This is a genomic window from Salinivibrio sp. YCSC6, from assembly GCF_004916735.1.
Classification (GTDB): domain Bacteria; phylum Pseudomonadota; class Gammaproteobacteria; order Enterobacterales; family Vibrionaceae; genus Salinivibrio; species Salinivibrio proteolyticus.
Genome location: NZ_CP039516.1, coordinates 258,490 through 271,829 on the forward strand (window position 1 = coordinate 258,490; position 13,340 = coordinate 271,829).

The following is a 13,340-nucleotide window of genomic DNA, read 5'->3' on the forward strand; positions in this document are numbered from 1 at the left end:
ATAACGATGACAGCCGAGCAATTACGTGCCTTATACCACCAAAAGCTGCTGGTTGAGGTGATGGTGGAGCCTTCATTAGACAGTGAAGGTTGGGTCGTGGAATGTCGCCACACGGGTGGCGGTATTATGGCGTTGACCGATGCGGAAGGCATTGAGCAGTGCTTCGCCGATATTGACCAAGCCACGCTAAACGCATTACAAATCGGGTTTGACCAAGTTCGCATCGCGGATTGACCCGTCACACCTCTGTGTTGAAGCGCATCAACACCCGCCTTTGTGCGCCTCTCTTCTTACTAAAAGTTATAAAACATTCGTATCTATTCTTTCTTGTTATTAATTGGTGCGGTTACGCTAGCATTCACGCAATGTAAGCAAGGAATGTCGTCACCATGTTACTTAAGGAACTCTCTGGGCTGACTAGCCCGCTGAACGATCAGCAGATCGGCCAGTTGCAGCAAGCGGTGGCTGAACTGTCACCTCAGCAGCTGGCCTGGATCAGTGGCTATTTTTGGGGACTGAGCCAATCACCCACCGCCACGGCTGCGTCTCCCAATGCTGACGCCCAAGCCAGCCCGAATCATACCTTAACCATTATTTACGCCTCGCAAACCGGTAATGCTAAAGGCGTGGCAGAAGCGCTGCATCACGATGCACAAGCGGCAGGGATCCCTGCAAAGCTGGTGGCTGCAGATAACTATAAAGGCAAGCAGCTTAGCAAAGAGAGCCATGTGGTGATCGTGGCATCAACCAATGGCGAGGGCGAGCCGCCTGATAACGCCATTGCCCTGCATGAGTTTTTGCAATCGAAAAAGGCGCCCAAGCTCGACCATCTTCATTATGCCGTGTTGAGTCTGGGCGATTCGAGTTATGAGTACTTCTGTCAAACCGGAAAAGACTTTGACACCTTTTTGCAAAAACTGGGCGCTAAGCCGATGGTGGCGCGCCTTGATTGTGATGTGGATTATGAAGCTACCGCGAGCGCGTGGCGAGATCAAACCTTAGCGGAAGTGAAGCAGCACTTTCAGGCAAGTGGTGATGCGCAAGTGGTGCCGATTCGTCAAACAGCAGCGGCAACCAGCGCATATACCAAACAATCGCCTTATGAGGCGGAACTACTCACCTGCCAGCGAATTACTGGTCGAGGCTCAGATAAAGCCGTTTATCACCTTGAATTCGATTTAGGGGATTCAGGGATCCAGTATCAGCCCGGCGATGCATTCGGTGTGTGGTACCAAAACGACCCAGAGTTGGCGGATGCGATTTTGGCGCGTGTCGGCTTGAACGGTGACGAGAGCATTGAGATTGACGGGCGTGCTGTCTCAATTCGCGAGGCCTTGATTGAGCACTATGAAATTACCGTCTCTAACCCGCAACAAATCGTAGCGCTCGCGGCGTTGACTGAAAATGATGCATTAACCGCGCTCACCGAAGACAAAGCGACGCTTCGTGATTATGCCAATCAAACCCAAGTGATTGATGTGCTGAGCCTTGCTGACGTGCAGTTACATGCAGAGCAACTGCAGTCGGTGTTACGTCGTCTGACGCCACGGCTGTATTCCATCGCGTCAAGCCAAGCGGAAGTGGAAGACGAAGTTCACCTGACTGTCGGCTTGGTGGCCTATGAACAGGCGCAAGGTGCTTTGCGTCAAGGTGGTGCCTCGGGCTTTTTAACCCAACGGGCAGACGCTATTGGCTCGGTCAAAGTATTTGTTGAGCACAACGATAACTTCAAACTTCCCGACAATGACGATACGCCCATCATCATGATTGGCCCTGGCACGGGTATTGCGCCATTCCGGGCTTTCTTGCAAGAGCGAGAGCAGCGAGAAGCCAGCGGCGATAATTGGCTGTTCTTTGGCGATCGCACCTTCACCGATGATTTCCTCTATCAAGTTGAATGGCAGCAGTACTTGAAATCCGGTCTGCTGACTCGCATGGATGTGGCATTTAGCCGTGACCAAGCAGAAAAAGTGTATGTGCAGCACCGATTACTCGAACGCGCTAGTGAGGTATGGCAGTGGTTGTCAAACGGCGCGTATGTGTATGTCTGTGGGGATGCGAATCGCATGGCAAAAGATGTGCATGATGCCCTGATTCACATTGCCCAGCACCAAGGTCAGTTGAGCCGAGAAGACGCTGAGACCTTTATTAATGAATTGCGCAAAGATAAGCGCTATCAAAGGGATGTGTACTAATGAGTGAGCAAAAATTTGCGGGCGACACACTGGGGCCCCTCGCCGATAACGAGCGATTAAAAGATGACAGTAACTTCTTACGTGGCACCATCAGTGAGGATCTTACCAACCCGATCACTGGCGGCTTTACGGATGACAACTTTCAGTTGATCCGTTTCCACGGTATGTACCAGCAAGACGATCGCGATATTCGTGCTGAGCGACAAAAACAAAAGCTTGAGCCGTTACACAATGTGATGCTGCGTGCCCGGATGCCGGGGGGGATCATCTCCCCCGAGCAGTGGCTGGCTATCGACCGATTTGCTAAAGAAAATACCCTGTACGGCAGTATCCGTTTGACCACCCGTCAAACGTTTCAGTTTCATGGTGTATTGAAACCCAATATCAAGATGATGCATCAAACCTTGAACAAATATGGGATTGATGCGATTGCCACCGCGGGGGATGTAAACCGTAATGTCCTGTGTACCTCGAACCCTGTTGAGTCTGAACTTCATCAGCAAGCGTACGATTGGGCCAAGCGGATCAGTGAACATTTACTGCCTAAAACACGTGCTTACGCGGAGATTTGGCTGGATGGCGAAAAAGTGGAAGGTAAGCAAGATGATGAGCCGATTTTAGGTAAGCGTTATCTACCACGTAAGTTCAAAACCACGGTGGTGATCCCCCCGCAAAATGATGTGGATGTGCACGCCAATGACCTGAACTTTGTTGCCATTGCTGAGAAGGATCAACTGGTTGGGTTTAATGTTCTGGTCGGTGGCGGGCTTGCCATGACCCATGGTGACACCAGCACCTATCCACGCCGCGCGGATGATTTCGGTTTTATACCCCTTGAGCATACGTTGAAGATTGCAGAGGCTGTGGTGACGATCCAACGAGACTGGGGGAACCGCTCGAACCGTAAGAATGCCAAAACCAAGTATACCCTTGACCGCGTCGGTGTGGAGACGTTTAAAGCGGAAGTGGAAAAGCGTGCTGGCGTTAGCTTTGCACCAAGCCGGCCTTATACTTTTACCGGGCGTGGCGATCGCCTAGGCTGGACCAAAGGCATTGATGGTAAATACCATTTGGCGCTGTTTATTGAAAATGGCCGTTTACGTGATACGCCAGAAAAGCCGCTAAAAACCGGGATGGCTGAGATTGCTAAGGTGCACCAAGGCGACTTTCGGATGACAGCCAACCAGAATTTGATTATTGCTGGGATCCCTGAAGCGCAAAAAGACCAAATAGAGGCGCTCGCTCGCCGCTACCGTCTGATTGATGATGCGCACAGTGTACAGCGCACCAATTCGATGGCCTGTGTCTCTTTCCCAACCTGTCCGTTGGCGATGGCCGAAGCGGAGCGCTTTTTGCCGGATTTTGTTACGCAAGTAGAGAAAATTCAGCAAAAGCATCAAGTGCAAGATGATCCGATTGTTCTGCGTGTCACCGGTTGCCCGAACGGTTGTGGTCGCGCCATGTTGTCGGAAGTAGGGTTAGTTGGCAAAGCGCCCGGCCGCTATAACCTGCACTTGGGAGGCAACTGGGAAGGCACACGTATTCCCAAAATGTACAAAGAAAATATCACCGACCAAGAAATCTTGGCCGAGTTAGATACCTTGATTGGCCGCTGGGCACGCGAACGTCAAGAAGGCGAGCATTTTGGTGATTTCTTGATTCGTACCGACGTGATTGCACCTGTACATGTATCGAAGAGGGACTTCTATGCCTGATACGGTTTATTCTGCGCTGACCCGCGCCGATCTGGTGGCGATGAATAAAAGTCAGCAGACGCTTGCGCTGGCTGAAATTAACGCTGAGCTCGAGCAGTACACCGCGCAGCAGCGCATTCGCTGGGCGTTGGAACATCTGGACGGACAGTTTGTGCTGTCCTCCAGCTTTGGGATACAAGCTGCATTGATGCTGCATATGGTCAGTCAGGTGAAGCCGGACATTCCGGTGATCCTGACCGACACTGGCTACTTATTCCAAGAAACCTACCAATTTATTGATCACCTGCAGGCACGTTTAAAGCTCAATCTCAACGTCTACCGTTCTGAATTGAGCCCAGCATGGCAAGAAGCCCGCTATGGCAAATTGTGGGAGCAGGGGGTTGAGGGGATCACTCGCTATAATCAGATCAATAAAGTGGCGCCGATGAAGCGAGCATTGACCGAGCTTAATGTCGGTACATGGTTCTCAGGGTTGCGTCACGGACAATCGCAATCGCGTGCGCATTTACCCATTTTAAGCGTGCAGCATGGTGTATTTAAGTTTTTGCCTGTGGTGGATTGGAGCAATAAACAGGTGCACGCTTATTTGACCGAGCATGATTTGCCTTACCATCCTTTGTGGGAGCAAGGTTATGTCTCCGTGGGCGATGTGCATACCACTCAGCGGTTAGAGCCCGGCATGAGCGAGGAGCAAACCCGCTTTTTCGGCCTGAAACGAGAATGTGGTCTGCACGAAGATGATGTCAACGATGGGGCTGGTATTTAGCCGTATTGCTCTGTGTGACGGACAGGCGTCACTTACAGGCGTCACTTACAGGCGTCACGAATTGAAGTGGCGCTTTTTTTTGTTCAAACGACGGTGTTTGTCTATCTTTTTTATTGAGTTATCCATCAACCGTGATGCTTTCTGTGATATAAATTGCGCGCGCAATCAGGAAGCGAAGGAAGGATTATGTCCCTCCACACACGTCACGGACGCCGAACCCACGTGACAAACAGTGAAGCTTATGAACAAAAAACTCTCTTTAGTCGCCCTTGCCGTAGCGGGTGTCGTTGCGGTTGGCGCACCAGCCTTTCTTGATTATTCCTCGTCAACCACACCGACCACAGACACCAGCAGCTCGCGTTATATGGGCCATGGCAATGGTTGGCTGGAAGTGAACACCGCCACTTTTAATGACAATATTCAACGTGTTCAGCAACAGCTTTCTGATGGCACCAAAATGTGTGTGGTGATGAAGGCAGATGCGTATGGCAATGGAATTGCGGGTCTCCTACCTGTGGTTATCGCTAATGGCATTGATTGCGTGGGTATTGCCAGTAACGAGGAAGCGCGCACGCTACGTGAAGGCGGCTTCACTGGTGAGATCATGCGAGTACGGACTGCCACATTACAAGAAATGGAAAGTGGTTTGGCGTTAAACATGCAAGAGCTTGTAGGCTCGGCCGAGCAAGCAGAACAAATGCGTGAACTTGCCGACAAGCACGATATTGTCATCCCTGTACATATGGCTTTTAACGCCGGAGGCATGGGTCGAAACGGCATCGAGATGGAATCGGAGTATGGCAAGCAACTTGCGATGGAGATTGCGACTGATCCGAGATTCAACGTGGTTGGCATAATGACGCACTTCCCAAATTACAGTGCCAAGTACGTGCGTAGTAAGCTGGGGCAGTTTAAGTCGAACAGCGATTGGTTGATTGAACAGGCCAACTTAAAGCGTGAAGACGTGCTAATCCATGCCGCCAACTCTTTCGTGACCTTGAACGTACCAGAAGGCCATTTTGATATGGTCCGTCCCGGCGGCGTGCTTTACGGCGATCAACCAACCAATCGCGAGTTCCCGCCGATCATGAGCTTCAAGACCAAGGTCGCGTCTTTACACCATTTACCAGCGGGCAGCACTGTGGGGTATGACAGCACCTACACGGTCGAGCGTGATTCTATTCTTGCCAATTTGCCGGTCGGCTACTCGGATGGGTTCCCGCGTAAAATGGGGAACAATGCCGATGTGTTGATCAAAGGCCATCGCGTGCCTGTGGTTGGAGTTTCATCGATGAATACCATTATGGTGGATGTCACAGATATTGCTGATCAAGTGACACCGAATGATGAAGTGGTGCTATTCGGCCAGCAAGGCGATGAAACCATTGGGGCGGTGGAGTACGAAAGCAACGCGGATGTGATCTTCCCAGAAATCTACAGCTGGTGGGGCGCAGTCAACCCACGTGAGTACGTGCAATAATCTCAACCTAAGCCCGGCCCGAGCCGGGCTTTTTTATCTCTGAATCCATGTTGCGAACCTGCACCGCGTTGTCGCAATCGTGGGGACGGATAGGTTGGCGTTTTTAGCCATTGTGTGCTTAGTTTTTAAGGCGAGATGTTGGTTTTTACTAACATTATATCATCACTGATTGACCGTGAAGGGTCTCAAGGACGCACCATGCGCCAAATCGTCATTATCATCGCCAGTCTGCTTTTGATTAGCTCTGTGTCTGCTGAGACGCTAAACGCACGAATCGAAGCGGGGAAACCTGTGCGCTTAGGGTTTGCGAATGAAAAGCCTTGGGCTTACTTGGACAGTGATGGCAAACCTACTGGGCTGATTAATGACTATACCATCGATATATTGAATCACATGGGGATCAACCATATCGAGCCTGTTTTCACTGAATGGGGCGGATTAATTCCCGGTTTGCGCGCGAAGCGATTTGATATCATCACCGGCGGGATGTATATCCTTAGCAGTCGTTGTCAGAAAATTGCATTTTCTGAGCCTATAGGGCGCTTTCGCGACGCCTTTATTGTGCCGAAAGGTAACCCCAAAGATATTCATGATTATCCAGACGTTGTACGTGAAAGCGCGCGTTTGGTGACGGGGGTGGGATACAACATGACCAACTCGGCGCGTGATGCGGGACTCAGCGAGTCTTTGATTATTCAAGTCCCCGGGCCTGCTGAAATTCTTTCCGCCGTGAAAGAGGGGCGTGCTGAAGTAGGAGCGGTACCATATTTCACGGCGTTATACCTTGCTAAACAGGCACCCGATAGTCTCTCTGTGAGTGATCCGGCGAGAGCGACGAGCCAAACAGGGCACTATATCGGTATTGGTTTTCGTAAAGAAGATAATGCGTTTTTGGAGCAATTTGATGAGGCGCAAGCCGAGTATATGGGGAGCCAACAGATGTTAGAGCGGGTAAAAAAATATGGTTACCGTGAAGCGCAATATCCAGATGGGATCGCTACATCACAACTGTGCCAACGCCAATAAAAAAGCGATGCCAGATGCATCGCTTTGCAATAGAAACCGCCCTATCCTTACAGGATATCTAGCAGCTCGACTTCAAATACCAGTGCCGCAAATGGTGGGATAGCGGCGCCAGCACCACGCTCACCATAGGCAAGGTCTTGTGGGATGTAGAGTTTCCACTTTGAGCCCACAGGCATCATTTGTAGAGCTTCAACCCAACCTTTGATCACGCCAGTCACAGGGAACTCAACAGGTTCGCCACGCGTTACTGAGCTATCAAATACAGTGCCATCGATCAATTGACCGTGATAGTGAACACGCACTTGTTTATCGCTGGTTGGGATCTCACCGTCACCTTTTACTAGCACTTCGTACTGGAGGCCAGATTCGGTCACGGTCACTTCATCACGCTTTGCGTTATCCGCTAAGAAGGCATCGCCTTCAGCCGCTTGTGCTTTTGCAGCTTCTTGACGAACTTCTTCTGCTTTTGTGTGAAGCTCGCGTAGGGCGTTATTGATGTCGTCAATTTCGATTTCTGGCATTTCGCCAGCCAGTGCCGTGCTGATGCCTTTAGCAATCGCATCGACTTGTAGGCCTTCAAGACCACTGCCTGCCAGTTGTTGACCCATTTGCAGGCCGATGCCATAGCTTGCTTTTTGCTCGACGGTTTCTAGTTGTACGTCAGACATAACGTCTCTCTTTTTTGCGTGAATAAAGTGTGAAAGGATAACAGGTGATGGTTTCGTGGGTAAACTTTTGTACGCAAAAGGCGTCCAATATGAGGGTAAAACATCAAAATATGCGCGGAGTGGCAATGAAGTTAACAGCAATGCGTACACAATTTAAAGATTGGTGCGTGAGATGGGGACGAATGCTCGCTTCTTCATCCAGTAGAAAAGGGCAGTGGCAAGACATGGCATGGGTACGCACAGTACGCCACGCTTGGCTTCGCCTACCTCGTTTGCACCAACGATTATTAATGGTGTTGTTCCCTTTGGTGTTAGTCCTAAGCCTATTGCCTGCACCGTCCTCGACTGAAACGACCGCGCAGCCTCAGGAACGGCGTTCTGTGGCGATTGATACTCAGGCTCAACCCAAACGCAGTGCTACGTCGACAGACAGCTCGCAGCCGGAGGCATCACAACCTTCCACGCCGGAAAATGACTGGGTCAGTCACCAAATTGAGCAAGGAGATACGCTTGCTAAGGTGTTTCGCGATAATGACTTGGCGCTGACCGATCTTTACGCGATTGCCAATATTGAAGGCGAAGGAAAACCCATTAGCCGTATCCAGCCGGGTCAATGGATTCGGTTTAAGCGCACCGACAGTGGTGCGCTCGACATTCTTCAAGTGGAAACGCAGGCAGGTCAGTCCGTATTGTATTTCCGTTTATCGGATGGAGGCTTTGCGCGCCAACGCTAGTCCTTCTTTTCAGGCACGGGGTCACCGTGCCTACGCTTTCCTTATTGTTTATTTTTTAAACTTCTGTGCCGATAAATTCGCCGTTGGCGTTTTTTTCATCTATTTTTTAATAAATAAGTCAATATGGCTGGGTTTATGCTGTGATTTGGAGGTTTTTAGCGATTATTCGCTAAATTACGCGACCGTGCCTGCGAATTTGACCAGCGTGTATGACATACTTTTTCAGAAAATAATGAGTTTTATGTCACACTTTGGTGAAATTTTGTGCTAATATTCGCGCCGGCTGTGTAGGGGATACACGTAAGCCGCCTCAACATGGATGTCCAGGCATTGACACGCTAACCATAAATCTGTTGAGGACTCGCTTTTCCATGTTGAAGAATTTATCTATTGGTAAAAAGTTTACTGCGGCTTTTTCCCTGATTGGTGTCGCTGTCGCGATCTTTGGGTTTTACATTTTTACCCAAGTGAGCGGTATGCGCGATAATATGCTGAACTTTACTGACGATACCCTACCTGCGGTATTAGAACTTGAGCGTTTGAGCGAAGAAATTATTCGTATTCGTCAAGATCAGTACGCCGTTCTAACTTTCGATGATATGAATCGACGTCGCGAGATTTCCAATGACTTGCAAGCGATGAAACGTCAATACAGCCAAGATCTTGATGCCTACGAACAGACGCTTTGGTACGACAATGAAAGAGCCATTTTTACGCGAATTCAAAATAACTGGGCTAAATACAACGAAGAGCTGAAAAACTTCCCGTCTCTCGTTGAAAATGGTCAGCTGTCAGAGGCACAAAGCATTCTGTCAAACTCATTTAACACCTTCTTAAAGCTAGATGCTGCGCTGAAAGAGATGTCAAAGCTAACACAAGGCTTTATCACCTCAAACCGCACCACGATGCTCAATCAAGTGTCGACGGTGAGCATGACCATTATCGGGGTACTGCTTGCGGTGATCGCCTTTATGATTTTGGTTGCGGTGGTGTTCACCCGCGCGATTATTAATCCATTGCGCTTAGTGATGGAACAATCCTCTGCGATTGCCAAGGGCGACCTGACTTACCAGTTAGATCGTAGCCAAATCGGTAACGATGAAATGGGGCAGTTGGCAGATTCGAGTATTGCTATGCAAGATAGCCTGCGCACGCTGATTGAAGAAGTGATTGCCGCGGTGACCCAGCTAAGCAGTGCGGTCGAAGAAGTGAGTGCGGTGTCTAGCCAAACTTCAAGCGGCATGCAAAGTCAGCAACATGAGATTTCACAAGTTGCTACTGCGATGGCGCAAATGAAAGCCACTGTCGCGGATGTTGCGCAGAATACCGAAAGCTCGTCGACCGCGGCTAACGAAGCCAGTGAGCAGGCGCGCCTCGGCGGACGTGATGTTGACAGTATGGTGGGAGCTATCACCAAAGTGGCAGAAGACATGCGTAAAACGGGTGACACAGTCAACGAGTTGGACCAGCAGTCGAAGCAAATCAACGTTGTGGTGGATGTTATTCGTGATATCGCCGAGCAAACTAACTTATTGGCACTGAATGCGGCGATCGAAGCGGCGCGTGCCGGTGAGTCTGGCCGCGGCTTTGCGGTGGTAGCCGATGAAGTCCGCACACTGGCTGGCCGTACCCAAGACTCGACGGGTGAAATTACTGAAATTATCGAGAAGCTCCAGCAATTCGCGACCCAAGCGCGCGATGCCACCACTCAAAGCCGTGAGAGTATTGAGCAGTGTGTGGAGCAAGGTAGCCAAGCGCAGCAATTGATCCGTGGCATCGAAACATCGGTTGAGAACATTGCCGATATGGGCATGCAGATTGCGAGTGCTTGTGGTGAGCAAGACTCGGTTGCCGATGAGCTAAGCCGCAACATTGAGCGCATCAACGATTCGTCACAAGAAGTGGCGGGTGGTGCGGATCAAACCGCGCAAGCGTGTAGCGAGCTCAGCCAGTTGGCGCACTCACTGCAAAGCACCATGCAGCGTTTCCGTTTGACCAAATAACGCCACGGACGCTCGCAAAAAAACAGCTGAACTCAACACGCTTGTTATTTGCCTAGACATAAAATCCCGCGCACTGTCGCGGGATTTTTTTATGGAGTGGAAAGGCGCATATCAATATGTGGGATCCCATCTTCCAAATAGGGCTCGGAAAAGGCCACAAAACCATGCTTTTGGTAAAAGTGTTGTAGGTGAGCTTGAGCGCCTATTTCGATGTCTTGCTCGGGCCATTGCTGTTGGCATATTTGAATGGCTTGGCGGATGAGCTGATGCCCCCATTGTCCGCTGCGATGTGGGGGGGCAATGATCACGCGGCCAATACTGCTTCCAGAGTAACTCGCGCCCGGAGCAAGAATACGGGCATAAGCGGCTAGCTCACCATTCAGCCAGCCCAGTAAATGCACGGTGTCTGGTGCGGTATCATGTGTGTCTAGCTCTGGGTAAGCACACGCCTGCTCGACCACAAACACATCGATACGCAATTTCATCAATGTGAATAAAGTGCGAGTATCCAGTGTGTCAAAGGTTGCCCGTTGCCATTCCATACGACGTCCTCCTGATTAAAGATAAAAAATACCGCAGACAAGCTGCGGTATTCAAAGACTATTTATTGTGCAGGCTATTTATTGGCGAGGTTGGCTTAAATCGACGCGATAGACCGCGAAGCCAACGTCATCTTTACCGGCTTTCGTCATCGCCCAGCGGCCTTTTTGCTCAATAAACTGCGCGGCTTTCTCGCTGGGTGAGGTTTCAAAGTGCACGATGGCATCGCCTTTTATTGGGGCGATGGACCAGTTGTTGTCAGCACTCACCGTGACTTGGCCTTTATCATCACTCACGCGGCTGATGTAGTTGGCGACCACGGTGCGGTTTTCATCCGGCGCGGCAAAGGCAATATGATCGCTGCCGGTGCCCGGGAACTTCGCCCCATAAGCGCGATAGTTGTTGGTGGCGACCAAGAAGGTTTGCTCGGGGTCAACCGGTTTGCCTTGATAGGTGAGATTGACGATCCGTGATGCGTCTGGATTCACTTCATTACAATCGCCGTCGTAACGAGCAGGTTGAGTAATATCAATTTGATACTCTACCCCGTCAATCACATCAAAGTTGTAAGTACGGAATCCGTCCCAGTTCACAAGCGTCTGGGGCTGCTTCGCATTGGGATTGATTTGGTTAAATTGGCCGGCGCTGCACTCCAGCCATTGGGTGAGTTCGGCGCCAGATACTTTCAGTGCGACCAAGGTATTTGGATACAGGTAAAGATCGGCGGCGTTACGGAAGGTCAGTTGGCCGGCTTCCACTTCGGTAAAGTTGCTCGGATCGTTTTTGCGACCACCGGCCTTAAAAGGCGCAGCAGCAGACAGTACCGGCAGTTCTGCTAAGTCGGGATCGCCTTGGATCATACGCTCGACATAGTCTTGCTGTGCCAAGTTAACAATCTGTACGGTGGGGTCGTCTTGGAGCAAAGCCAAATAGGAGTACATCACATCATTGGCTTTGCCAATTGGCTGATTAACGAACTCACGAGTGGCATTGTGGTCTTTTTCAACGGCGTTGAGCAGGGCTTTATCGGCATCGACCAACGCTTTTCCGCTGGCCCGGTCAAAGATCGGGCGAGCATGCGCTTCACTATCCACCACTTGCCACTGACCATCGACTTGCTCGAGCTTCAAATCTATCACGCCGACATGGCTACCCCAGCGACCGGCCATCACACTGGCCACGCCATTGATGGTGCCCTTTTCAATATCGGCACCGGGAATATTGGCAAAATCATCGCTTGGGAATACCGCGTGTGAGTGACCAAAGGCAATCGCGTCAATGCCATCGACTTCTGAGAGGTAATAGACAGAGTCTTCAGCCATCGCTTTATAGGGTGCTTGAGAGACGCCAGAGTGTGGAATAGCGACCACTACGTCCGCGCCTTTGGCTTTCATCTCTGGAACAAGCTTTTCAGCGGTTTGCTTAATGTCTTTGGCAATGACTTTGCCTTCAAGGTTGGCTTTATCCCACGTCATGATCTGAGGCGGGACAAAGCCAATGTAACCGACTTTTATGGTGTGGCTGTCACCGTCTTCATCTTTGAGTTGGTATTCTTTAATTAAATACGGATCAAAGTAATGCTCGCCAGTCTCTGCATCAAACACGTTGGCGTTGATATACGGGAAGTTGGCGTCATTAATCGACTCTTTTAAGAACGCTAAGCCGTAGTTGAACTCATGGTTACCGATGTTACCCACTTCATAATCGAGCAAGTTCATCGCTTTATATACAGGGTGCACCTCACCGGGTTTGATACCTTTGCTGGCCATGTAATCGCCCATTGGGCTGCCTTGCAACAGGTCGCCATTATCGACCAAAAGGGCATTTTGTGCCTCATCACGCGCTTGTTTCACCACAGTGGCGGCGCGGACCAAGCCGATTTTTTGCGAGGGCTTGTTTTTGTAGTAGTCGTAGTCCATCACGTTGGTGTGAATGTCGGTAGTTTCAATCACACGTAGGTTAACGGTGTCGGCAAAGGCACTGCCAGAGGCAGCAAGCAGGCCGGCAACTACCGCTGTAGCGACCGCAGAAGGCATCAAACGCATAACAAAGTCTCCAGTAAAAAAGTGTGCGTCAGGTATCAAGCGGCGCCATTATGCAACTTACATTATGACAAAAGCTGTGGTCTTGATCGGCTTCTGTCATTTTGTCGGAGTTGAGTGTTGAGGAAAGCGGCATTTTGAGACCGTCATCATTGCGTGGTATATGGACGT

Annotated in this window: 11 protein-coding genes; 8 read left to right on the forward strand and 3 right to left on the reverse strand. The window is 50.3% G+C overall.

What is annotated here, in order from left to right; translation table 11 throughout:
- Positions 1 to 6: 6 nt before the first annotated feature.
- The 6 genes from E8E00_RS01185 to E8E00_RS01210 all read left to right on the forward strand — a co-directional run bounded on the left by E8E00_RS01185 (position 7) and on the right by E8E00_RS01210 (position 7,182).
- On the forward strand, positions 7 to 234 hold the full coding sequence (locus tag E8E00_RS01185; RefSeq protein ID WP_077456544.1) for a thymidylate kinase: 228 nt from the start codon (positions 7 to 9) through the stop codon (positions 232 to 234).
- Between the two features lie 155 nt (positions 235 to 389).
- Complete coding sequence (locus tag E8E00_RS01190; protein WP_096630085.1) at positions 390 to 2,195, forward strand: assimilatory sulfite reductase (NADPH) flavoprotein subunit; 1,806 nt, start codon at positions 390 to 392, stop codon at positions 2,193 to 2,195.
- The gene (gene cysI, locus E8E00_RS01195) at positions 2,195 to 3,910 is read left to right on the forward strand and encodes an assimilatory sulfite reductase (NADPH) hemoprotein subunit (RefSeq protein ID WP_096630081.1); all 1,716 of its coding nucleotides are present in this window, start codon (positions 2,195 to 2,197) and stop codon (positions 3,908 to 3,910) included. The genes E8E00_RS01190 and cysI overlap by 1 nt, the downstream gene beginning before the upstream one ends.
- On the forward strand, positions 3,903 to 4,676 hold the full coding sequence (locus tag E8E00_RS01200) for a phosphoadenylyl-sulfate reductase (protein ID WP_096630078.1): 774 nt from the start codon (positions 3,903 to 3,905) through the stop codon (positions 4,674 to 4,676). The genes cysI and E8E00_RS01200 overlap by 8 nt, the downstream gene beginning before the upstream one ends.
- Before the next feature lie 241 nt (positions 4,677 to 4,917).
- The gene (gene alr / locus E8E00_RS01205) at positions 4,918 to 6,156 is read left to right on the forward strand and encodes an alanine racemase (protein WP_096630075.1); all 1,239 of its coding nucleotides are present in this window, start codon (positions 4,918 to 4,920) and stop codon (positions 6,154 to 6,156) included.
- 198 nt (positions 6,157 to 6,354) lie between these two features.
- Positions 6,355 to 7,182, forward strand: coding sequence for a transporter substrate-binding domain-containing protein (locus E8E00_RS01210; RefSeq protein ID WP_096631524.1), 828 nt, complete (start codon positions 6,355 to 6,357; stop codon positions 7,180 to 7,182).
- 47 nt (positions 7,183 to 7,229) lie between these two features.
- On the opposite strand, the gene E8E00_RS01215 is transcribed toward E8E00_RS01210, so the two are convergent.
- On the reverse strand, positions 7,230 to 7,850 hold the full coding sequence (locus tag E8E00_RS01215) for an FKBP-type peptidyl-prolyl cis-trans isomerase (RefSeq protein WP_069589667.1): 621 nt from the start codon (positions 7,848 to 7,850) through the stop codon (positions 7,230 to 7,232).
- Positions 7,851 to 7,975: 125 nt separating this feature from the next.
- On the opposite strand from E8E00_RS01215, the gene E8E00_RS01220 reads away from it, so the two are divergent.
- Together E8E00_RS01220 and E8E00_RS01225 are read left to right on the forward strand one after the other, a co-directional pair.
- Positions 7,976 to 8,584 carry a LysM-like peptidoglycan-binding domain-containing protein gene (locus tag E8E00_RS01220; protein WP_167314873.1) on the forward strand — a complete coding sequence of 203 codons (609 nt, stop codon included), beginning with the start codon at positions 7,976 to 7,978 and terminating at the stop codon, positions 8,582 to 8,584.
- 371 nt (positions 8,585 to 8,955) lie between these two features.
- Positions 8,956 to 10,587, forward strand: coding sequence for a methyl-accepting chemotaxis protein (locus E8E00_RS01225; RefSeq protein ID WP_096630070.1), 1,632 nt, complete (start codon positions 8,956 to 8,958; stop codon positions 10,585 to 10,587).
- Between the two features lie 89 nt (positions 10,588 to 10,676).
- Here the strand turns inward: E8E00_RS01225 and E8E00_RS17230 are convergent, their stop codons facing one another.
- Both E8E00_RS17230 and E8E00_RS01230 read right to left on the reverse strand, forming a co-directional pair.
- Positions 10,677 to 11,129, reverse strand: coding sequence for a GNAT family N-acetyltransferase (locus E8E00_RS17230; protein WP_096630067.1), 453 nt, complete (start codon positions 11,127 to 11,129; stop codon positions 10,677 to 10,679).
- Positions 11,130 to 11,207: 78 nt separating this feature from the next.
- Positions 11,208 to 13,172 carry a bifunctional 2',3'-cyclic-nucleotide 2'-phosphodiesterase/3'-nucleotidase gene (locus E8E00_RS01230; RefSeq protein ID WP_096630064.1) on the reverse strand — a complete coding sequence of 655 codons (1,965 nt, stop codon included), beginning with the start codon at positions 13,170 to 13,172 and terminating at the stop codon, positions 11,208 to 11,210.
- Positions 13,173 to 13,340: the final 168 nt, after the last annotated feature.